At 45.7% G+C, this 21,888-nt stretch carries 28 protein-coding genes and 1 riboswitch; of the genes, 2 read left to right on the forward strand and 26 right to left on the reverse strand.

The features are described from left to right. Window positions 1-42: 42 nt before the first annotated feature. The 18 genes from EOD41_RS00810 to EOD41_RS00890 all read right to left on the reverse strand — a co-directional run bounded on the left by EOD41_RS00810 (window position 43) and on the right by EOD41_RS00890 (window position 13,955). Window positions 43-1,014: a YeiH family protein gene (locus tag EOD41_RS00810; RefSeq protein WP_127702890.1), complete on the reverse strand. Its 972-nt coding sequence runs from the start codon at window positions 1,012-1,014 to the stop codon at window positions 43-45. A gap of 75 nt (window positions 1,015-1,089) precedes the next feature. Next, window positions 1,090-1,617, reverse strand: a complete 528-nt coding sequence (locus EOD41_RS00815; protein ID WP_199502046.1) for a class I SAM-dependent methyltransferase — start codon at window positions 1,615-1,617, stop codon at window positions 1,090-1,092. 98 nt (window positions 1,618-1,715) lie between these two features. Beyond that, window positions 1,716-3,053, reverse strand: a complete 1,338-nt coding sequence (locus tag EOD41_RS00820) for an MBL fold metallo-hydrolase (RefSeq protein ID WP_127702891.1) — start codon at window positions 3,051-3,053, stop codon at window positions 1,716-1,718. Window position 3,054: 1 nt separating this feature from the next. Beyond that, window positions 3,055-3,465, reverse strand: coding sequence for a DUF6691 family protein (locus EOD41_RS00825; RefSeq protein ID WP_199502029.1), 411 nt, complete (start codon window positions 3,463-3,465; stop codon window positions 3,055-3,057). Beyond that, window positions 3,462-4,022 (reverse strand): YeeE/YedE family protein, encoded by a 561-nt coding sequence (locus EOD41_RS00830; protein ID WP_117392399.1) that lies wholly within the window; start codon window positions 4,020-4,022, stop codon window positions 3,462-3,464. The genes EOD41_RS00825 and EOD41_RS00830 overlap by 4 nt, the downstream gene beginning before the upstream one ends. Next, a complete protein-coding gene (locus EOD41_RS00835; protein ID WP_117392400.1) occupies window positions 4,009-4,812 on the reverse strand; it encodes a sulfite exporter TauE/SafE family protein in 804 nt (267 codons plus the stop codon). The genes EOD41_RS00830 and EOD41_RS00835 overlap by 14 nt, the downstream gene beginning before the upstream one ends. A 59-nt stretch (window positions 4,813-4,871) precedes the next feature. After that, window positions 4,872-5,480, reverse strand: coding sequence for a Crp/Fnr family transcriptional regulator (locus EOD41_RS00840; protein ID WP_117392401.1), 609 nt, complete (start codon window positions 5,478-5,480; stop codon window positions 4,872-4,874). Window positions 5,481-5,526: 46 nt separating this feature from the next. Beyond that, window positions 5,527-6,186, reverse strand: coding sequence for an MBL fold metallo-hydrolase (locus EOD41_RS00845; RefSeq protein ID WP_117392402.1), 660 nt, complete (start codon window positions 6,184-6,186; stop codon window positions 5,527-5,529). A gap of 142 nt (window positions 6,187-6,328) precedes the next feature. Then, on the reverse strand, window positions 6,329-6,763 hold the full coding sequence (locus tag EOD41_RS00850) for a hypothetical protein (RefSeq protein ID WP_127702892.1): 435 nt from the start codon (window positions 6,761-6,763) through the stop codon (window positions 6,329-6,331). Window positions 6,764-6,772: 9 nt separating this feature from the next. Next, on the reverse strand, window positions 6,773-7,666 hold the full coding sequence (locus EOD41_RS00855; RefSeq protein WP_127702893.1) for a LysR substrate-binding domain-containing protein: 894 nt from the start codon (window positions 7,664-7,666) through the stop codon (window positions 6,773-6,775). Between the two features lie 15 nt (window positions 7,667-7,681). Further along, the gene (locus tag EOD41_RS20595; RefSeq protein WP_164849848.1) at window positions 7,682-7,828 is read right to left on the reverse strand and encodes a hypothetical protein; all 147 of its coding nucleotides are present in this window, start codon (window positions 7,826-7,828) and stop codon (window positions 7,682-7,684) included. 163 nt (window positions 7,829-7,991) lie between these two features. After that, window positions 7,992-8,735, reverse strand: coding sequence for a substrate-binding domain-containing protein (locus tag EOD41_RS00860; RefSeq protein ID WP_127702894.1), 744 nt, complete (start codon window positions 8,733-8,735; stop codon window positions 7,992-7,994). Between the two features lie 11 nt (window positions 8,736-8,746). Then, window positions 8,747-10,117 (reverse strand): YncE family protein, encoded by a 1,371-nt coding sequence (locus tag EOD41_RS00865; RefSeq protein ID WP_205780465.1) that lies wholly within the window; start codon window positions 10,115-10,117, stop codon window positions 8,747-8,749. Between the two features lie 11 nt (window positions 10,118-10,128). Then, window positions 10,129-10,734: a DUF305 domain-containing protein gene (locus EOD41_RS00870; RefSeq protein ID WP_127702895.1), complete on the reverse strand. Its 606-nt coding sequence runs from the start codon at window positions 10,732-10,734 to the stop codon at window positions 10,129-10,131. Between the two features lie 35 nt (window positions 10,735-10,769). After that, window positions 10,770-11,408 (reverse strand): peroxiredoxin, encoded by a 639-nt coding sequence (locus EOD41_RS00875; protein WP_127702896.1) that lies wholly within the window; start codon window positions 11,406-11,408, stop codon window positions 10,770-10,772. A gap of 18 nt (window positions 11,409-11,426) precedes the next feature. Beyond that, a complete protein-coding gene (locus EOD41_RS00880; RefSeq protein WP_127702897.1) occupies window positions 11,427-12,347 on the reverse strand; it encodes a molybdate ABC transporter substrate-binding protein in 921 nt (306 codons plus the stop codon). A 32-nt stretch (window positions 12,348-12,379) separates the two neighbouring features. After that, window positions 12,380-12,838 carry a DsrE family protein gene (locus tag EOD41_RS00885; RefSeq protein WP_117392407.1) on the reverse strand — a complete coding sequence of 153 codons (459 nt, stop codon included), beginning with the start codon at window positions 12,836-12,838 and terminating at the stop codon, window positions 12,380-12,382. Window positions 12,839-12,848: 10 nt separating this feature from the next. Beyond that, window positions 12,849-13,955: a c-type cytochrome gene (locus EOD41_RS00890; RefSeq protein ID WP_127702898.1), complete on the reverse strand. Its 1,107-nt coding sequence runs from the start codon at window positions 13,953-13,955 to the stop codon at window positions 12,849-12,851. Window positions 13,956-14,054: 99 nt separating this feature from the next. Here EOD41_RS00890 and EOD41_RS00895 point away from each other — a divergent pair, with 99 nt between their 5' ends. Beyond that, window positions 14,055-14,552 carry a DUF305 domain-containing protein gene (locus tag EOD41_RS00895; RefSeq protein ID WP_240663125.1) on the forward strand — a complete coding sequence of 166 codons (498 nt, stop codon included), beginning with the start codon at window positions 14,055-14,057 and terminating at the stop codon, window positions 14,550-14,552. Window positions 14,553-14,563: 11 nt separating this feature from the next. Here EOD41_RS00895 and EOD41_RS00900 read toward each other — a convergent pair whose 3' ends face one another. After that, the gene (locus EOD41_RS00900; protein ID WP_127702899.1) at window positions 14,564-14,788 is read right to left on the reverse strand and encodes a hypothetical protein; all 225 of its coding nucleotides are present in this window, start codon (window positions 14,786-14,788) and stop codon (window positions 14,564-14,566) included. Between the two features lie 45 nt (window positions 14,789-14,833). After that, entirely contained in the window at window positions 14,834-15,229 is a 396-nt protein-coding gene (locus EOD41_RS00905) for a YidH family protein (RefSeq protein ID WP_127702900.1), read from the reverse strand. A 114-nt stretch (window positions 15,230-15,343) separates the two neighbouring features. Here EOD41_RS00905 and EOD41_RS00910 point away from each other — a divergent pair, with 114 nt between their 5' ends. Further along, window positions 15,344-16,537 (forward strand): sulfite oxidase, encoded by a 1,194-nt coding sequence (locus EOD41_RS00910; protein WP_127702901.1) that lies wholly within the window; start codon window positions 15,344-15,346, stop codon window positions 16,535-16,537. A 24-nt stretch (window positions 16,538-16,561) separates the two neighbouring features. Here EOD41_RS00910 and EOD41_RS00915 read toward each other — a convergent pair whose 3' ends face one another. From EOD41_RS00915 to EOD41_RS00930, 6 genes are all read right to left on the reverse strand, one after another. Then, window positions 16,562-17,920 carry a voltage-gated chloride channel family protein gene (locus EOD41_RS00915; RefSeq protein WP_127702902.1) on the reverse strand — a complete coding sequence of 453 codons (1,359 nt, stop codon included), beginning with the start codon at window positions 17,918-17,920 and terminating at the stop codon, window positions 16,562-16,564. A 14-nt stretch (window positions 17,921-17,934) separates the two neighbouring features. Continuing rightward, window positions 17,935-19,212 (reverse strand): phosphopyruvate hydratase, encoded by a 1,278-nt coding sequence (eno, locus tag EOD41_RS00920; RefSeq protein WP_127702903.1) that lies wholly within the window; start codon window positions 19,210-19,212, stop codon window positions 17,935-17,937. Window positions 19,213-19,389: 177 nt separating this feature from the next. Beyond that, window positions 19,390-19,455, reverse strand: a riboswitch (Fluoride riboswitch). Between the two features lie 310 nt (window positions 19,456-19,765). Beyond that, a complete protein-coding gene (locus EOD41_RS00925; RefSeq protein WP_127702904.1) occupies window positions 19,766-20,833 on the reverse strand; it encodes a DUF932 domain-containing protein in 1,068 nt (355 codons plus the stop codon). Window positions 20,834-20,837: 4 nt separating this feature from the next. Then, a complete protein-coding gene (locus EOD41_RS20600) occupies window positions 20,838-21,011 on the reverse strand; it encodes a hypothetical protein (RefSeq protein WP_164849849.1) in 174 nt (57 codons plus the stop codon). A gap of 4 nt (window positions 21,012-21,015) precedes the next feature. Further along, window positions 21,016-21,144 carry a hypothetical protein gene (locus EOD41_RS21135; RefSeq protein WP_262707637.1) on the reverse strand — a complete coding sequence of 43 codons (129 nt, stop codon included), beginning with the start codon at window positions 21,142-21,144 and terminating at the stop codon, window positions 21,016-21,018. Window positions 21,145-21,207: 63 nt separating this feature from the next. Further along, window positions 21,208-21,825, reverse strand: coding sequence for a hypothetical protein (locus EOD41_RS00930; protein WP_127702905.1), 618 nt, complete (start codon window positions 21,823-21,825; stop codon window positions 21,208-21,210). Window positions 21,826-21,888 lie beyond the last annotated feature (63 nt).

A 21,888-nucleotide genomic window follows, 5' to 3' on the forward strand; every position in this document is an offset into this window, starting at 1 on the left:
ACCGAAAACAGGGTATTTGATACTTCTTGACCCCATGTTCATCTATACCAAATGCAGGATAGCGTACAAAGCGCTTACTGAGATCAATATCCACAATACCACACCCTGCACCAAAGGTTTGAATCCTACTGAAGCCAATACCTGGCGAGATAAACCGGCACCGATCAGGAACAAGGTCAAGGTGAGTCCCGCCTTAGCGATCATTACCATATAGGGGCTGATTAGTTTGACGACAGGCATGTAAGTGTTGGCGATCATTGCCAGAATGAATAACCCGATGAAATAAGGAATAGCTACTTTTTTAGATTGGTTTTTGAACAGAAAGGTCGACAAAAATGCGATCGGCACGATCCACAGCGCCCTGGCTAATTTCACTGTAGTAGCTACCTCTAAAGCGTGTGCGCCGTATTTACTGGCAGCCCCGACAACAGAACTGGTATCATGAATGGCAATGGCACACCATAAACCGAACTGGGTTTGTGATAAGTTGAAGTAATGCCCGACTACCGGGAACACAAACAGCGCGATAGAGTTCAGTATAAACACACAACCTAAAGCGACAGAGATCTGTTTTTCTTCAGCCTTGATTACCGGAGAGATGGCTGCAATGGCGCTGCCACCGCAGATAGCCGTACCGTTTGAGATCAGGTAAGAAGTTTTCGTTTCGATCTTCAGCCATTTGCCGATCAGGAAACCGAACACCAAAGTACTGCTGATCGATGCGATGGTAAACAGCACGCCTTCTTTACCGGCCTGCATGGCGCTATGCACGTTCATACCGAAACCCAACCCCACAACCGATACCTGTAACAACAAGTGTGTAGCCTTATGATTTAAATGCAGGTAAGGGTGACCTGATAATTGTGCAACCGCCAAACCTAATAACAGCGCGATAGCCGGACTGACGAATGGTGTAAGGCACAAGGTCACGCAAATAATAAAGATAAATTTGCGGGTGTTTTCGTTCAGGTGAAGAAATGTATGGGTTTGAGTTAATTGATGTTGGGTATCCATGATCTTTGCTTTTGATACCCCAAAATTCCGTCTTATTTAGTGATGATTTTTATCATAAAAGGCGATGGCCGATAACTACAGGTTATGGTAATTTTGAAACCAGCTGTAATTAAATAGCTGCCCGGTATTAAATGGCGTATGATGGATATGCTCCATACTTCCCGTTAAATGAAAGTGCTCCCGGAAAATGTTTGATAATGAAGCAGGTGAATGACGTTCAACCGCTAATCCGCTGCACTTTTCCGGGCCATCGATACTAAAAGTCCCGATGATAAGTTTTCCATTAGCGTTTAAATATTTAGCTACCGCCGCCACATATTTGATTTGATCTTCTGGTTCGGTAAGAAAATGAAAAGCTGCGCGGTCATGCCAAAGGTCATATTGATCGCCGGTTACAATATTCAGTACATCGCTCACGATCCATTTAATTTCATTGGATTTATCGCCTAATCTCAATTTTGCTCTACCAATGGCTTTAGCGGAAATATCCAAAACGGTGATGTTGGTGTAGCCCAATGCCAGCAGGTGATCGGCCAATAAACTGTCCCCGCCGCCGATGTCGATGATCGCGGCATCCTTGGGAAGGTCAAAACTATTGATGATCGTTAACGAGGTTTACGGTATTGGCTCGTACCAGCTTACTTCGGTCAGTTTTTTCTGAGCATAAACGTTTTCCCAGTGTTCTTTTTTGTTTGCCATTGTTAGGATATAAAGTTTTTGATCGCCTCGCCCAGATCAAATACCTTGGTTTTTGTCCCCAACGCGTTGGCAATGATACTGCTTCCCGCAGCACTGCGGTACCCACCGGCACAATGTACTACGACAGGCTTACTTAAAGGTATATTCGCTAAACATTCCCGAAGCTCGTACAGTGGAATATGGATGGCGTTCCTGAAGACCGGCTGTGTTTTTATTTCTGCTTCATTACGGATATCGACGATAGTATATTGCTCCGGGTGCGCTGCAAAATGCGCCAAATGCAGCTCTGCCATTTGTTCATCGCCACCCGCTACAACGAATGCAGCTTCTATAAAAGCTTCGTAACCGATCTTTGCCGTTTTGCTGATCAATTGCTTTAATTTCTCCTCATTTTCCGCTACCAGGTAAAACACTTCTTCCGGCGCGATGATACTACCCAGCCAAGTCTCGAACTTGCCGCCGTCCTGGATATTGATCGATCCCGGTAGATGCCCCTTTTTAAAATCTGCTTCAGGCCTTGCATCAATAATAAACAGTTTGCTGTTTAACGTAATTGGTTTTTTGACAGGGACATCGGCTAAAGCTGTTTTTAAGCCTATGGCACCATGCTTATTTAAGGCGACATCGTAGGCGAAATACTTGGGTATAAACGGTTGGTCTGCCAATAACTCGCGCACAAATTCCGCTTCGCTAATTTCCTGTAATGACCAGTTACCTGCCTTTTCCGCACCAATGGTACTGCGGTTAGCTTCGCTCAATGCTTTGCCGCATAAGGTACCTGCCCCATGTGCCGGATAAACCCCAACCACATCATCTAAAGTCAACAATTTATCGCGTAGCGAATGATACATTAGTTTAGCCAACTCCTCGCGCTTCGCAGTTAGGTTACCCGCCTGCTCGCGCAGATCGGGCCTGCCGCAATCACCAATAAATAAAGTATCACCTGTAAATACAGCTTTGTCCTTGCCATCATGCTCCAGAACAATGCTGATACTATCTGGCGAATGCCCTGGTGTGTTCAAAGCTTTCAATTTTATTTTACCGAATACGATCTCATCACCATCATCAAATGTTTGATGGGCATATTCCGCGCCCAATAGCTTGGAAGAATAAATGACCGCGCCGGTAACCTGTTGCAATTCCAGATGTCCGCTTACAAAATCCGCATGCGGATGGGTTTCGATCACAGCGATGATGTTGGCATCATGTGCTTTTGCAAAAGACAGGTACGGCGTAATGTCTCTTGACGGGTCGATCAGCACGATCTTGTTTTCGCATTCGCTTAATACCGCGTAAGAATAATGCGATAGCCCTTTATCTTCAAATTGTTCAATTTTCATATCAATGTGGAAGTTTTTCACGTAATAAACCATAAACCCAGGTACCTGCTATGGCGCTCAACAGGGTAACTGAGGTAACTAAAATGCCGCTGCCGATCTGCGCGAATATGGGGCCTGGGCACGCACCGGTAAGCGCCCAGCCCAATCCGAAGATCAAACCACCATAAACATAGCCCCAGTTAAACTGCTTATCCGGGATGATGATCGCTTCCTGATGGATCGTTTTGATATTGAATCGTTTGATCAACAAGATGGAGATCATGGCGACTACAATAGCACTGCCGATGATGCCATACATGTGGAAGGCTTGCAGGCGGAACATTTCCTGTATGCGGAACCACGATATCACTTCGGATTTGATCAGGATGATACCGAAGCACATCCCGACCAGTAAAAATTTCAGGTTCCTCATAGCTGTAATAAATAAGGTAAGATCAACCAGGTCATTACAAAGCCGCCGATCATAAAGCAACAGGTTGCGACCAGCGAAGGCCATTGCAAAGAGGAAATACCCATAATGGCATGCCCGGATGTGCAGCCCCCTGCATAGCGGGTACCGAAGCCGACCAGGAAACCGCCGACAACGATAAATACAAATCCTTTTAAAGTTGCAAGCCCTTTGAAACCAAAAATATCCTGCGGCAGCAGCCCTGTAAAATCTTTGATGCCTTGTTGCTGTAAAGCGGCGGTAGTTTTAGGGTTGATGGCTACCGGGCCGGGGTTGGATAACAAATGCGCAGCGATGAATCCTCCCAACACTATACCGGCGATAAAAAACAAGTTCCAGGCATCTTTCTTCCAATCAAACTTAAAAAAGGAAACATTTGCAGGAATGCATGCCGCACAGATCTGCCGCAAGGTGGATGAGATGCCGAATGTTTTGTTACCCAATAGCAATAGCGCCGGGACGATGAGGCCTATTAATGGCCCTGCTACATACCAGGGCCAGGGGTGTTTAATGATATTCATAGGAGTTGGTTAAAGTGCTTATTAAAACAAAGATACCCATAGCCAGTACAAACCAGCCAAAGGCCGGTTTCAGGCGCGTATCGCTGATAAACCGCGTAAGGTAACTGCCGAGAATGATACCGGCAATGGCGAAACCCGAAAAGATGGCTAAGAACGAATAATTGATGGCTACATGCCCGGTGATATCACCCAATACCCCCAATAGCGAGCTGATGGCCATCACCATGAGCGAGGTGCCTATAGCTTTTTTCATCGGCAGACCGGCGAATAATACCAGTGAAGGGATGATCAAAAAGCCACCGCCAACCCCCACAAAACCAGTGATGAGGCCAACCGCTATGGCCTGTAAGATAAGCCTTCGGTAATTGATCTCAATTGATGCAAGTTCGATTCCTTTTGTCCGTTGTAGCATGGAAACTGATGCGGCCAGCATCAACCCGGCAAATATCAGCATCAGCAGCATACTTTTGGTTAACGCCCAATGGCCGAGGGTAAATAAATGAACTGGCATGATCGGCATTACCCATCGCCGCATTATAAATACCGCCGTTAATGAGGGTAAACCGAATAAGAATGCCGTTTTCACATCTACATTGCCCTTTTGATAATGGCTGGCCGCACCTGCGGTGCTTGCGAGCCCAACTACAAATAAAGAATATGTGGTGGCCAATACCGGATCAATAGCAAAAAAACAAACGAGAATAGGTACGGTTAAGATAGAGCCACCACCGCCTATCAAACCGAGGGATAAACCAATTAAAACCGAAGCTGCGTAACCTGCTATTTCCAAAATCTGATGATTGATGGAACAAAGCTATCCGCTTTAAGCCCGGTAATTAGTGACTTATGTTACACAGGGAAATTTAAAGTGATCTTATTGCGGGAAAGAATGATCATTTCCTTCTTTTCCATCTGTTTAAGCAGGCGTGAGATCACTTCGCGCGTAGTGCCTAACTCTTCTGCCAGTTGCTGGTGCGTGAGCTGAAACTCATGGGAATTAAATACCGCAGCCTTCTTCTTCAGCAGTTCAACAATGCGGTCGTCCAGTTTTTGAAAGGCCACTTCGTTAATTACCGTGAGTAATTCCTCAAAACGCTGGTGGTAAAGCTTAAAGATAAAATCGGCCCATTCGGGATAGCTCTTTATCCATTCGCTGGCTTTGGTAATGGGCAACATCAGTACATCGGCATCCTCTTCCACCTCCAGGTGTACTTTCGAGGTATCTTCATGTATCCCGGCCAGGAATGACATGATGCAGCTTTCGCCGGGCTTAATGTAATAAAGTAATATTTCGCGGCCATCCTCATCCTGCCGCATCACCCGCATACTGCCGGATAAAAGCACCGGCAACGAACGCACATAACTGTTTGACGACATCAGCACCGTACCGGCAGGCAACTGCTTACGCTGGCTATTTGCCTCTAATTCTAATTGCAACGCAGGGCCAAACTGTATCATTGAGTAAATTTAGCAGTCTTAAGATCTATTACCTAATACTGCTTCTTCAAATGCTAATACTAAAACCCGGTTGCATGGCCTGATGAAATACGATCCCTCGTTTTTCAAAGTGCTTACTATAGGTCTCGTAGCGTTGTTTTAAAAAGAATTCCTTGGCGTAGCCATCGTGCACCGGTAGTACGGCCTTGGGTTTAATATGATCAGCAAACTCCGCTACCGCTATCTCTGTCGTAAACGGAGCCATAACAGGCAGTATTAATAATTCAGGCTGTTGAAATTCATCATCATAAGTGCCAAAAGAATCCGCAGGATTTAAGACCCTGCCATCGATCAAGTAGGCCTGCATATCAGGCAATGGACTATCAAGAATATTTTCATGTTTTACATTGATCGCCTGCAAAGCAAAAGGACCGATATCGAACAACCCGGCCTCAACCAAGTTATAAGATAGCCCGGACTCTTTTAATTCTTTAGCGACTTCTTTGTTGGTATAAATCTTAGCGCCGCTTAATTTAACGATGGCTTTCAGTTGTTCCACGTCCAGGTGGTCGGGATGACTATGGGTAATGATGACAGCATTGACTTTAATAAATTGCTCCACTTTTACTAAGTCCTCGGCAAATGTAAACTTACCGGGATCGAATAATAACTGAAAACCGTCTTTTTCCAGTAGTAGGCAAGAGTGGATATATTTAGATATTTTCATAGCATTTGAATATGATAAATAAACCCTCAAATGATGGGAAAGTTTCCAGCCCAACCAAGCTATCAGATCCTATTGCCGTAAAGAGATCTATTATGGTAAACAGACATCACGATAACTAAATATTATCGAACATTTTTTTTGATCAATTTGATACATCTCTTATAAAAAGCTGCCTGTTCCTTTCACTTCCTGCTGGATATGCTGTAATTAGAATTTTAGACGAGGGAAAATCAGCATCGACGGCAGCTTTGCAGATAACGGGAGCAATACGCTTCATTAGAATAATAACATGATCAGGTTGAAGCGAACGCATGCGATCTGCCAACTGCCGGGCAGCATAACCCGTTGGTTTAGTCAATATTTCTTTACCCAAAGGATAAAGGTGATCCAAGACGCATCCGGACTTGTTAAAAAAGTCAAGAAAGTCGTCAGCAGAACTAAATTTACCAAAAGCCTGTTCAAAGGCCGTGCGCATTGCCCGGAATAAATTGGTGTTCTTTAAATAAAAATGTTTATCGATAGAACCAGGCGCTTCAGCAATAAACATGATGATGACTTTATTTCTCTTTTCAGTCATATCAGAGGCTTATAGGCTCTTATAGCTTTTAGCGAATCGCATAAATATTTCTGCTAACGATGAAGGTTGACCGTGTGGCAGGATAAAATAAAATGGACGCTCTATAGTCAGATCTTTGATATCAATGATCCTGCATTCGTTGTATTTTAGTTCTTTTAATATCGACTGCACAGATACAAATGCAAAACATTTGCTGTGTAGCAAATAAGACTTTATACTTTCCGTGCCCCCTAACTGCATTTCTATTTTCAGATCTGATAATTTGATATTGAAAGGCTTTAAAGCGTGAGCAATAACGTCCAACGTTCCCGAACCGGGTTCACGCAGCAACAGCGGCAATTCTTTTAATTCCTCTGGCTTGATGCTGTCCTTTTTAAAGGTATTCGTGGCGCTGCAGATCAGTACCAGTTCATCACTCAAAAATTCCTGGTAGCTCAACTGCGGATTACGGAGGATGCCCTCTACAATGCCCAAGTCGATCTCTTTATTCAGTAAGGCCTGCTCAACCTGCTCCGTATTACCTGGCACCAGGTTCACTTGTACATCTTTAAACTTTTCATGAAACCTTGCCAGTACCGGCGGGATAACGTATTGCGCAACAGTATTACTGCCACCGATACGCAACGTACCCGAATGTTTTTTGATCAGCAGGTTCATGTCAAAATCCAGCTCGTTATAAACAGCGGCCAGTCTATCCGCATAAGCGAGCAACATTTCGCCAGCAGGTGTGAGAGATATTTTTTTGTTGCCACTACGTTCTATCAGCGTGGTTTTAAACTGTTCTTCCAGTTCTTTTATATGTTTGGTCACAGCAGGCTGGCTGATAAAAAGTTCCGTAGACGCCTTGGTAAAGTTCAGCCTCTTGGCTACCGTATGAAAAACCTGTAAGCGGAAATCGAACATATTGATAAAGAGTTATTAGCTAAGTCGGAAAAGTAACAACAAAAAAGGAAAAGTAGCTGCCGTCAATACGATAACAGGTACAGCGATTTTTAGAACTTTGTCGCCAATAATTATTGTTTGGTCATCAAATTCATAATGGACGTAATGTTGAATAGTTTTCATGATCTTCTTTGTTTATGTCTCAAAGATCAATCATAAAACTAAGTCATTTTCATTGTTAAAACAGATGGTTGATAATCTAAAGTTATGAAAAACAGCTCAAACATGTAAAGCAAAAGCAAACTGATTCTGTCGATCTGTTTTTGCTATAGTTTAACAGTGAGCTTTATTCCCATCCCCACTTTTTAAATAACGCATGGCCATCGGTACTTTGTAAGAATTGAATGAATTGTTTGGCTTGCGCTGCGTGTTTGGTATTGGATGTCAGCGCTACCGGCGTACCGCGAAATAGCCGTGATGCCAAAGGAAGTTCTACAACCTGTGTAACATCTTTTAGATTCTCATGCCATGAGGCATAGGTGATCCAAGCATCGTAACTTTGATCTTTCTTCCAAGCCTCAATACCCAACGCAGTATTGGCAAAAGATCCGCCAATGTTTCGCTGTATCCCACCGATCAGGTTTTCTTTACCGGCAAGGTCTTCCCACAAGCCCAACTGACCGGCTCCATTTACATCAAGTATTTTAATGCCAGGTTTGGCAAGGTCTTTTAAACCGATAATATGTTTGGGATTACCCGGCCTTACTAAAATAGCTGCACGTCTTTTATAAAGTTCTACACGTGTTGCTGCATCAATCATTCCCGGATGGGTTTGCATGAACTGCGTAAGCATATATTCCGCGCCACCGTAGATCACATCGGAATTAGCCTGCGCTTGCGAAAGCCACTTAGACTCGGGGCCACCGGTCACTTTTACCGGAATTCCTGTTTTAACGCTGAATGCTTTAGCGCAATCCTGCATGGCAGATAAAGGGCCACCTGGGCCGTAAATGTGTAAGGTGTCTTTTTGAGCATATAAGTTGCCGCAAATGGCGGCAACCAATGCTAAACTTATCATAATCTTTTTCATCGTTATTTAATTTATTGACCGGTCATAACCGTGACCTTGTTCGTGTCTTTAATTAATATCACCATTTTATAATTTGCCATGGTTTTGCCGACCGTTTTTATAATACCCGTAGACTGTCCGCTAAATGTTCCTTTATCATCTGTTTTAAATGAATTGATGACGTAATCTGCGTTGTAAGGCTGTTGGATAGAATTGGTAAGCGCCAAGGTATAAGCGGTGTTGGGTTCAAGTTTTTTGAAGTCCTGCTGTACGAGATCAGTTAGACCCACGCTTCTTATATTCAACATGCCGGTAGGCATGATCGCGCTGGTGCTTTTTAGCTTGATCACCTGGCTTTTATCAGCTGCGTTTAGCGGCGACAGGCCTGTAGTAACTGGTGTTACCGGCCCGGCGTTAACGGCATAAAGTAAAGCTTGCGGGCACTGGCCAATAGGGATCGTTTTTACAATAGCCATTTTTAGAAGGTCCACTACCTGCACCTGATCATCATTCTCCAGGCCGACATAAGCAAATTTCCCATCGCCGGAAGGCCAAACGCCATGCGGCAATGAACCAGTAGCTATGCTATCTACCAGTATGAAGCCCTGGTTAATATTAAAAATTTTCAGGGTGTTTTCGCCACCAACGGTCACAAGCATTAAGGGCACCTTATTGGTGACAGTAAACGTAACGTGATTGGTAATAGGCCCGGTATTGAATACCTTTTCAATTTTGTTAGTGGCTGTGTTAATCAATGTTACCTTGCCGATATCTTTATGTGTCAAGGCGATCCATTTACCATCGGGGCTGCAAAATATATTCGGCGAGAAAGGGCTAACCACCGGAATACTTTTCACTACCTGATAGGTAGCTGTATTAACAATATCCAGTCGGGGGGTGAAACTTGAACAAACGTAGGCCCATTTGCCATTTGGCGTAAAAGAAACCATGCCAGGGCCGTCCGCCACCTTCACCTGTTTAATTTCCTTCATCGTTGCCGCGTCGATCACACTGATATATGCTTCACCTCTTACCGAGATCCAGGCTTGCGAGCCAGATGGGTTAAATGTAGCCTCATGCGGAGACCGACCTACATAGATCGTCTTAAGCACCTTGTTAGTGGGGGTAGATATAAAAGTAACCGAATTTGAGCCAATTGATACGGCCGCAAGTAATTGTCTTTTAGGCGAATAACCTAATCCATGTACCAATGCCTGCCCCTTGTAAAGCGGGCTTAATATCTCAGGCTGTGGCTTTCCCAATACGATATCGCCCAGAAAAGTTTGCGTTTTAGGATCTATCACTGACACAGTATTGGATATTTGGTTACCCGTGTAGACGCGGTCCTGCGCGCTTAATTTGGTCAGCGGCAATACCAGGAACAGGAACATTAATTTTTTCATAGGTGTTTGTTTTACGGGATATGACTGAATTTCTTCATTTGATCAATTTCAATCTGCTCATCCGAGATAATACTTTCGGCAAGGCGCTTTATATTTTTGTTGGTGCCGTATTGCAGTGCCACTTTAGCCATGTCAATAGCGGCTTGGTGGTGAGGGATCATTACCCAGGCAAAAGCATTGTCATCATTGCTTAGCACTTTTTCCTTTGGCATCTGCTGCATCATTACCATCATCATTTTTTGGTTGGGCTGTTGATGGGCTGTGCCCGCGCTGACGAATGTTTTAGCACTACGCAGCAATAATTCCATTTGCTGTATCTGCACCAATTGTTCAGCCCTGATACTTTTGGCCAACTGGACCATCTCCCGGTTTTTACCGTGCTCTATTTCATAGTTCGCCATATCGACTGCGCCCTGATGGTGCGGAATCATCATTGTCAGGAAATCTTTATCCGATGAGTGGGTCGGTGCTGACTTATCCATACTCACCATCATTTGATCCATCATTTGCAAATAAACATTTTTTGAGGCAGGCATTGGCATAGACATATCGTGGTGTTGCGCTTTGGCTGCATCCAAAATTGACATCAACAAAATAAAAAAACTGAGTTTTAGCATAATATAAAACGAATACTTATAAACATTGAACCAGTCTATTGTTTTGTTGGGTCTGGCGTATAACGTAAATAGGGTTTCACAATGCGATGTCCTTCAGGGAATTTTGATTCAATATCTTCTGTTTTAACACCTAAGCCAATAATCACATCCTCGCCTGCTTCCCAATTCGCTGGGGTCGCCACACTGAATTCATCCGTCAACTGAAGGGAATCGATCACCCTCAACACTTCGTTAAAGTTGCGGCCGGTGGATGCCGGATAAGTGATCATCAGTTTGACCTTCTTATCAGGCCCGATTATAAACAGAGAACGGACGGTAGCTGTCGCTGATGCATTCGGGTGGATCATGTCGTATAATTCCGAAACTTTTCGATCGTCGTCGGCGATCAGCGGGAAGTCGACATTACAGTTTTGTGTTTCATTGATATCGCTTATCCATGATAAGTGCTTATCAAGCGGATCAATGCTTAAAGCTAGCGCCTTAACATTTCTTTTATCAAACTCGCTTTTTAATAAAGCCGTTCTTCCGAGTTCAGTTGTGCAAACAGGGGTATAATCTGCGGGGTGAGAGAATAATACTCCCCAGCTGTCGCCAAGGTATTCGTAAAAATCGATCTCGCCGATGGTCGTTTGTGCGGTAAAGTTGGGAGCTAAATCCCCTAAGTGTAATGACATATCTTTAATTATTAGTCGTTATTTTGTAATGAACCCGTATTTTTTATAGATGGCTTTTGCGGTCGGGCTCACCAAAAAGTCCATAAAATCCTGCGCAGCCTGTGCGTGTGGTGCGGTTTTTAGTTGCCCGGCCACATAAGTCGCGCTGATGTTTTCACCGTCTGGTATTTCTACCATATCTGTCGGGTGGCCGATCATTTTTTGATAATAGGCTTCGGTAAACCACACCGGTGCAGCATCGCTTTGTTTGTACATAATACGCATTGGCGTTTGGCGATGGTGTATTTGCGTAAGAAAGGTTTTGCCGTTTTTAACCTTGGTATCCATGATCGTGTTTTTTAAGGGTTCACCGCCCACTTTTACATAAGCTTCCTGTATACGCTTGCCGATCCCTTCCCATTCCGGATTGGGCATGCTTACACGCACATCATTACGCCCCAGGTCTTTCAATCCCTTCACTTTTTTAGGGTTACCCTTTTGCACCATAATAGCTAAGCGGTTGTAAGCATAAGGTGCGGTCTTGCTGAAATATTCCGGCATCTGGTCGATACGGCTTTTTCCTGCGGTGTAAACATCGGGCTTAAGCGCAATACGCATATTTCCGATAACGATACTACCCCCCATGATCTGTTTAGCTAATATGCCCGGTGGCAGGGTTTCGGCAAATACACGCTGGTATTGTGGATATTCTTTTTTGAACGCGGCCAGCAGGTCGTCTATACACATGAACTGATTTCCGGCAAAGAATACCACCAGTTGCGGGTCGTTAATGTCGCCGAACAGATCGGGTACATTGTCGACTCCCGGGACGGTAAATTGCACCTTGCTTTCAGGCGGGGTATTCCAGGGTGGATCAAATCGGTGATCCTGTGCTTTTACCTGGCTACTCAAGGCTGTTATTGCTGTTATTGCAAATGTTATTTTTTGAAGATATTTCATGATGGTTTATATAAATTGAATGAGGATGCTTATTAGGGATGTACAGTAGCCCAGCCTTCGTATTGGCGGATGATGATCTCACCGTTGCCGCTCGGCACATAGGAGATGAATGGAAACAGGTCGGCTTTGTCAATTTTCCTTTCCTTGATCGTGTTATCGCACTGTGCCAGCACCACTCCCTTTGCCTGTAGGTCCTTTAAAGTTTGCTCATAGGCGCTACTTTTCATGTAAACAGCCACGCCGTCACCAAAAGCGATCAGTTCAACATGGAGTTTACCTTTTAGTCTTGGATCTTCCAGCGCGTTATTGATGTTCCTTAACGTCCCCTTGATCTTTTTATCATCGCCGGAATTGATGATGTAAAGCGCATCGTAATGCTTGAGCTTTGCGGTTGCGCCCGTAAAGGCGGCGGGATCGGTTTGTTGTGCTTTAACAGTTTTTGTGAAAGCGGTCAGCGCGAAGGCTGCTAAAATGATGATGTACTTTTTCATGGTTCTTATTTTATGATTTGATGATTGATGCTTGTTTTTGTGCGTCTTTGATGGGTTTGAACGGCCCGTATTTATGCTGCTTCTCGCTGAACTGGTCGGCGTAAGGCCCGAACGGGAAATCGATCGGTTTCTTTTTCAGGTCTTTCCAGTCATGTTGCTGATCCTTATGAGGGCGCGGCTGGGAGTTAACAAAGGCGCCAACGTTCCAGGCCTCTTCATCTGTTAATTGCGGACTATGATATGAAGCGCCATATGGCATATTGTTTTTCACAAAACCTGCAAAATTGGTCAGCCTGTACATGCCTGCGCCATCGTTATAGCTGTGCTTTCCCCATAACGGCGGATTGGCGTAGGTTTTTTTATCGGCGTTAAGCAGGCCCTCGCCATTAGCACCATGGCAGCTTTGGCATTTCATCATAAACACTTCCTTGCCCTTGGCCGGGTCTGCTGCCTGGTCCATGAATGCCAGCTTTTCTGTTGCATTTCCAAATAGTTTCTGACCTTTCTTTACGTCCTTGCCGATCCACTTCATGTAAGCCAACATGGCCTGGATCTCTTTACTGGATGGGTTAGGTACTTTACCGGCCAAACTACGCTCGAAGCATTCAGCGATGCGTTCTTCAGGCTGCTCCACCCTGCCACTCCTGTTGCTCAGTTTTGGATAACTAGCAATAAAGCTGGCATAATTATTACCGAAAAGGCGTGACCCGGCATCAAGGTGGCAGTTCTGACAATTCATCCCGTTAGTGATCTTCGCGATGCTGCCTTGAGGGCCAAAATATCTGGCGGTATGTGCTACAAGCTCCCTGCCATATTTGATCATCTCGCCATCTTTACCGGCAGGTATCGTATTATCATTTGGAGCTTTCCATGCATCAGCCGGAATAGGGCGTGGTGTCGTACCGGCAGAGACTGCGGTAGATGGAACAATAGCAGGTTGGTCGGCTCTGCCATTTCCCTGTCGGGAATCCTCATTTGGATTATGATCAATTGGGGCCACCAATGTCACGATCACCACTATTATACAAACCGCAAACAAAACACTTACGGTTATTAAGGCCTTTGATACTTTGACCAAAGCTTTGGTCACTTCTCTATTTTCGTCTTGCTGCTTCATTTTGATCGTAATTGATATACCAAAAGTACAGGCGAAAATGGCTGAAGTTATATCACAAAATATGATGATTGATAATCTGTGGTTATGGTATTTCAACAAATGAACATTTTAGAAACGGTTGAGTTTTATTATAAAAGGTCGATCATGAATAAAAAAGTTTATACCTCCTTCCTGATCATGCTTACCATGTCATTTGGGATCATGTATGCCGTTATGTACCTTAATGTCTATGAGTGGGATCACATTTATCTTAACCTGACAAGATTTTACATGACGTTACTGATGATCTGCCCGATGGCAGTTCTGATGTTGTTGATGATGCGCCATATGTATACTAATCGAAAGAAGAATTTTTTGATCCTGATATGCAGCATCGTCATTTTTGGCACTGCCTTATGGGGTGTAAGAAGCCAATTCGCTGTGGGCGATATCCAATGGATGAAGGGCATGATCCCGCATCACTCTATAGCGGTGCTGACCAGCAAGAATGCTGATCTTAAAGACCCGGAAGTGAGGAAACTGGCAGATAGTATAATTAAGGCACAGCAGGCGGAGATCATCCAAATGAAAAAAATGATCGAAAGACTTGAGCGATAGTTCAGAAAGAATTACTTCTGATAATGGTCTTCAATAGCCTGCCCAATAATATTGGCGGACTCTTGGGAGATACCGCCATTGACAATGCTCCATGAATTATCACCGTTATTGATCAATATGATCGTTCCGCGACCATTCTCCACGGCAAATGTCTCGTCCTGGTGCGTTACTTTATATTGCTGCTCGGGACCGCCGGGCACAATAGCAGATACCATAAATTCAGCCTGTATTCCCATGTTTATTTAACCATAAAGCATAGAAATTGTTCCACAAGGGGTTTATCAGGTATTAGGTAACAGATACCAGAGCAGCAGCCCGCTGACCAGTACTATTGCGAGAGTCAGCAAAAGGGATAGCACAAAAGAAGGAAAATAGGCGTTCTCCAGCAATTGTTTTTCAATACGTCGGTACCTTAAATAACTTAATAAAGCCATCAGGGCACCGATAGCGACGAGTATGATCCCGATGGTCGCGGAAAAGCCCTTCCCTGGCAGAACGATCTTGTCAGTAATAACGAGGGATAATTGCTTGACGAACAAGCTGAATTTTACGACTACAAACCCAAAACCCATTAAAGCGATACTTGTCCTGATCCAGGCCAAAAAGGTGCGTTCATTGGCCAGATGATCACCGGGATTGATCTTTTCTTTGTTCGTGTTTGCGCTTGGTATTTCCATAAGATCTAAGCAATTGAAAAGCTGATTTGTTGGCAACCGGTCGAGATTGCCTGTTCAAACAAAATGCACTGCCGATCCTTAATTATTTAACACTCCAATCAAAATCGGTCAATTATGGATAAGGCGCAAAATAACGGAACGAACAATAACGGACGACGTGCTTTCCTGAAAGGGACAGTTCCCGTCATGGCAACCGCAATCATTCCGGGAATCGCTTCAGCGAGTAACGCAGATAAAGGATCTGAACCATCCTTCCCGGGCCTAATCATCAGGGAAAAGGAACCGGTCAATTTTGAATTCCCTTTTCCGATGCTTTCAGAAGCCATTACACCAAACAATCAGTTTTTTATACGCACTCATTTCCCAATCCCGAAGCTACAGGCGAAAGAGTGGAAAATGACGATCGGTGGGCATGTTAATAAAGAGATCACGCTCACCTATGATGAGTTACGTGCTTTGCCCGCAAAAAAAGTGATGGCGACATTGGAGTGCGCCGGAAATGGGCGCGCCAATTTGGCCCCAAAGGTAAAAGGCTTGTTGTGGGAACAGGGTGCCGTAGGGAATGCAGAATGGACAGGTGTGCCACTTGCTGTGTTACTTGAAAAGGCTGGGATAAAAGAGGGAGCAGTCGAGATCATCTTGGAAGGAGCAGATAAAGGTGAAGTTTCGGAAGAACCCAAGTCTCCCGGTGCTATCCACTTCGCCAGAAGTCTACCGCTTACTAAAGCGATGCAGGCGGAGGTGATCCTTGCCTATCAAATGAACGGAAAGGACCTTAGCCCTGAGCATGGGTACCCGGTAAGGGCGATCATCCCAGGCTGGTATGGCATGGCTTCCGTAAAGTGGCTTACCAAAATAACCGCGGTGGACAAGCCATTTGATGGCTACTGGCAAACCCTGGAATATGCTTACTGGAAACGCACTGATGACCAGCCGACACTGACCGCAGTGACCGAGGTACAGGTCAAAGCAGAGATCGCCAGACCTGCGCTAAGCGAGGTGGTCCCTGCAGGTAAAACATACCGGGTGCATGGTGCGGCCTGGTGCGGAGAAAATGAAGTAGCAAAAGTCGAGGTCAGCCTTGATGAAGGCGTAACCTGGCAACCGGCAAAATTATTAGGCAAGCACGTTAAGTTCGCCTGGCGGCTTTGGGAATACAACTGGCAGGTTCCTGCGGGCGAGAACCAGTATAAGCTGATGTCAAGGGCGACCGACAGTCAGGGAAATACGCAACCTATGGAACACGATAAGGATCGCAGGACCTATATGGTCAACAAGATCGTGACCGTTAAAATAGAGGCGCGGTAAAACCGCGCCCCGTCTTTGCAGTTATTACTTTAGAAACCGTTCATACCAATGCGGCCGGCTTTTACCCAGGTCACCCAAAGCGGAGTCGGGCGTTATACCGGCATTCAGCAATTTGGGGACAGCGATCCTTTGCGCGCTGTAAATGCCCGAATGGCCACTGAATAAATAGGCCGTAAAACAAGCGATCGCAAAATAAAGCACGTGTTCCCCGCCAAACAGTTCTACTCCCATGATCGTACAAGCCAGCGGCGTATTGGTCGCGCCGGCAAACACGGCAATAAATCCCAGCGCTGCAAATAAGCCCACCGGTGCATGCAATACATTAGACAACGTGTTACCCAAGGTAGCCCCTATATAAAATAAGGGGGTTACTTCTCCGCCTTTAAATCCAGAGCCAAGCGTGACGGCCGTATAGATCATTTTCCAAAACCAACTGAGCAGGTCTGCACCTCCGGTATGGAAAGCCGACTGGATCGTAACGGCCCCGGGATACTCTGCAGCAACACCAAGGCTCAGGTAGTCAGGTTTTCCGTTGAGATAGGTCAGCGCGATAATGACCAGGCCACCCGCAACAGGGATCAGCCATTTCAACCGTATAAAATGACCTGAAACGACCTTGATCGCGTGAACTAGTGAAGAGAACAAAGCGCTGGACATCCCAAATGCCGCGGACGCTAACATCACTTTCAGCATTAACAGACCATCAAAAGGAAGATAAGCTGATAAAGGGTATGCCTCATGCCGAAAGGCGCTGATCTGGTAGGCCGTATGGTGAACTCCCCAGACTGCTACCGTGTAGTCCCCGGCGACAGCGCCGATCAGTGCAGGCAGTAATGCGTTATACTGCATACGCCCTATGGCCAAGACCTCCAGGGCGAACAGCGCACCTGTCAGCGGTGTACCGAATACGGCACCGAACCCGGCGGCAACTCCGGACGTGAGCAATAACTGCATATCCTGAACGGACAGTCGGTACCACTTTCCAAATAAATGGGCAATGCTTCCGCCAATCTGTACCGCGGTACCTTCACGACCGGCAGAACCACCGAACAAGTGTGTCAATACCGTGGTCAGTAGAATGATCGGTGACATTTGCGGCGGGACGCCCCCGCCTGGTTCGTGTATCTCCTCCATGATCAGGTTGTTGCCTTTTTCGGAAGACCTGCCGACCGAGCGATAGATCAGGTGGATCAGTACCCCGGCCAGCGGGAGCAAAAATAGAAGCCAGGGATGATGGAACCGGTAATTGATGGCCAGGTCCAGTATCCATAGAAACAAGGCGACCATACTTCCGATAGCGACAGCTACCGGAAGTATAAGCAAGCTCCACCTGATCAGTTCTTTGATGATCTGGTAGCGCTCCGAGGTGATGAGAGCTTTCATATACTGATCTGCTGCTACCGTTTAAAAGTTTCGATCCCTGCAAAACGGGCTTTGCTACCCAGTTCCTGTTCGATGCGTAAAAGCTGATTGAATTTGGAGACCCGCTCCGAGCGGCAGCCACTTCCCGTTTTGATATGCCCGGCATTGGTGGCCACCACCAGGTCAGCGATGGTCGTGTCCTCTGTCTCACCGCTTCGGTGAGAGATAAAACAGTGGTAGCCGTTCTGCTGCGCCAGTGCTACAGCTTGCAAGGTCTCTGATACCGTGCCTATCTGATTAAGCTTGATCAACACGCTGTTCCCGATACCCCGATCGATACCTTCCTGAATGATCGAAGGGTTCGTGCAAAATATATCATCGCCGACCAGTTCCACTTCGCTGCCCAGCTGATTGGTCATGATCTTCCAGCCATTCCAGTCGTTTTCGCCCAAACCGTCCTCTAAAAGCACGATAGGATAAGTTCGGATCCATTTTGCCCAGAGATCGACCATCTCTTCCGAGCTATAACGCTGCTGGTTACTCTTGTACATTTTGTAATGACCATTGTCCCACATCTCACTGGTGGCCGGGTCCAGGCAAACAGAGATATCCTCTCCGGGTTTGTACCCGGCTTTCTGAATAGCTTCCAAGATCACTTCGATGGCCTCTTCGTTGGAGCTGAGGTTGGGTGCAAAACCGCCTTCATCGCCCACACCGGTGTAATAGCCCTTATTCGACAAGAGCTTTTTTAGCGTATGAAATACTTCTTCGCCCATGCGGATACTTTCTTTAAAGTTCGGCGCATGGTGCGGAGCGATCATGAATTCCTGAAAGTCTAGGTTATTGTCCGCGTGACGTCCACCGTTGATCACGTTCATACACGGGACCGGCATCACATAGGTATCGCGCTCGATAAGCTGACGGTAAAGGGGGATCTTTTTGGATACAGCGTTCACCCGCGCAAAGGCGATCGAAGCGGCCAGAATGGCGTTAGCGCCTAACCGGGCCTTATTGGGTGTTCCGTCCAGGTCGATCAGCACCTGATCAAAGGATGCCTGATCAGCGAATGCGGAGCCGATAAGTGCACGCTTTACTTCCTGATTGATACCGGCCACTGCTTTTTCAACGCCCTTGCCCTGATAGCGGCTTTGGTCGCCGTCGCGTAGTTCCACCGCTTCTTTCTCGCCGGTGCTGGCACCCGATGGTGAGATCCCCCTTGCTGTTGAGCCATCTTCTAGAGTGATCTCCGCTTCAACGGTCGGATTACCTCTTGAATCCAAAACTTCCCTGGCCATAATGTTCTTGATGTTCATTTTATGTTGTTTTTAAAAGTTTAAATCGCATGGACAAAACCATGAACTGATGCCGGAACAATGAGCAGGGAGGTGACCTGGCTAAATGCGAGACGGGATAGAAAAGGGATTGAAGTACCGCTGATCATTCACCTACAATAATGTTCACGACAAGACCTGCAAGGTTTCATCTATGCTATAATTGTAGGCGTCATCAGCACGAGGCGGTTATTTTGAACGGAAGACACCATTTCCGTTTAAATCATAACAATCAAAACGCTATTTGTTTTTAAAAAATATGAGCATACAATAGATATGTTAGGAATGAGTTATTTTAGTGCTGGATAATTGGTCGATGTCAAATTGGACACAGTTTGTGTCCAGTTTGCTGTTGATATGATAAGGTCTGGCCAGTTATCATTTTTGAATATAAACTTGGCTCAAAATAAAGCGCCCCCTGTTTTCACCAAAAATCATCATCGATACGGAAACAGGGGGCGTCCTAAATGGGCGGGCGATAGCCCGCCGTCCGGCAATTTTTGAAAACAAGGGGGATTGCTCCCCCTTGTTGGCTTTAGTTAAATATTAGTGCCTCATTGCCTCGCGTAGCGAAATCCCGGCAAAGATTAAAGGCGGTTTGTGCCCGCTGTTTGGCGGTGCCGTCCATGATGGATTTAAACTTCGCTTCCTCGCTTTTGAAACTGCGTACATTCTGAAAATACCCGGTTACCGCATTATAAGCACCAAATACCGTTCCTGCAGTCGTATCGATCTGTTGCGTCGGGCTGGCTAAAGCGTATTCATAAACGCTGTCAACAATGTTTGTGTAATGCGTAGAAAGCTGTTCAAACCTGCTTTCGGCTAAATGTTCTAATACCTCTTTATTAGGTGCCATAGCAATCTGTATCAGCTTTCTCACTTCACGGTCTGTAATGCGGACTTTTGCCCACTGGTTAAACAAGCCTTCCATTTCCTGGCTCAACTCACGGCTGATGCCCATGAGCGTATGCGCTTGTTTTAACCGCTCGGCAGCAGACGCGGTATGCCGTATCTTAATTGCTCCTGAATGATTCCGCATAGCAGCATTAAGCGTGTTATTACATACAATTCTGATAGGCGTAAAAGCTGCGGTTATACTGCCTAAACCATCATGCGAAGTGGTCAAAAACAAGTATTGCTCTATCCAGTCCTTGACACCTACACGGATATAATCAGGCAGCTTGGCGGTTATGAATACTCGTTCGCCGTTGCCTAATGCGCCTGCGGTCTCGTACAAAATACCATCACTACCGCCGACAATGGCGTCAAAGAACGAAAACGCATCACGGTTTTGCACAACTTCATAGTCATTGCCGACTACACCTAAAACCTGCTCCGTGTCTGCCCTTACGGTGGCAAAGAAATTCGGTACTTCTATTTCAGGAATGATCATATCGTCGCTGCCTTCACCCAAATGGTTGGCAGTATCATAAGTAAACAAAGGACGTTTTTCTACAATGTAGTCCAAACCCGCATGCTGTATCGCTTCGCTGCTGGTCGGGTAGCGGTCAATGATCTGCCCTAAACCGTGCCAGGCTTTTTCCTTTACGCTCATAAAGCTGTGTTTGCCTGTTTTCTGATTGAAATTGATCTGATGTGCCATTGCTTTAATTTTTTGTAGTTCTTGTATTCATGGGTATGATCTCGGTGCGCAGCACCTGTACATTGCCAGTGCTCGTAATTTTTACGTCGCTGTTTTGCAGTTCTGCAATAGCGTCGTGTATGTTAGGGTGCGTGGTTTGAATGGCCACTTTCACCAGTATGAAAATTTTGTCTTCCATTGCCTTAATATTGATAGGTGTTCAAAAAATCACGGAATTCCATTTGAAATTGTGCGGGGTTCTCCTGCGCCAGTTGTTCGGCGTAACCTTCCCAAAATAGCTGGTCGGTCAGTTCTATAAATTGCTCGTACATGGGAGTAGCTGTTTTGATGAAACTTAAAAATGCCCCCGGCTAAACGCCGGGAGCAATACCTGTTCAGGCGTTCGGAAAAACGATGTTAGCCTCGATGTCGGCCAGTTTTTCGTGGCAGGCATCAAAAATGAACTGTGCCACCATGCGGATAAGGTTCGGCGTGTTAGTGACGAATTCGCGGCGTTTATCATCCTGAATGATGAGTTTGCAGCCTTGGTAGGGGTTGCTTTCCAGTTCGTCGTTCTCTTCCTGTAATTGCACCTCAAAATCTTCTAAGGTCTTAATTCGGGCTATCAGGGCCAAACGCTGGATAGACAAGCGGTGCAGGTCATTCACGGATTTGAGCGTTTGCTCTAAATTCAGCGCGAACTTTTTAGGCTCAAATTTTACTTCTTCCGTTTTAGCGGGTTCGGCCTGTGCTTCGGCTTTCACTTCTTCGGTGGCTGGCTGGTTTGCAGCGTTAATGGGTTGGTTATCCACTGTAGCGGTGCCACTGGGCGCAGCCTGGGCAGGCGCAGGTTCCGCAGTTTGTGAATTTTCGGCGGGCTGTTCATTGGTAGTGTTTGCATGTTCTTTGGCTTCTTTGCCTGTAAGGCTTGGGCGGTTTGTAGTTCTGTTAGCTTCGTTTGCTTTTGCTGCTGCAACTTGTACACCGTTTGCATTTTTTTCTGCTGTTTTCATCTTAGAAGATTTTAAAGGGTTAAAAAATTTGTTTTTCGTTTCCCTCTTTTCCCGAAGACTTCC

It is taken from the genome of Mucilaginibacter limnophilus (assembly GCF_004005815.1).
GTDB classification, from domain to species: Bacteria; Bacteroidota; Bacteroidia; order Sphingobacteriales; family Sphingobacteriaceae; genus Mucilaginibacter; species Mucilaginibacter limnophilus.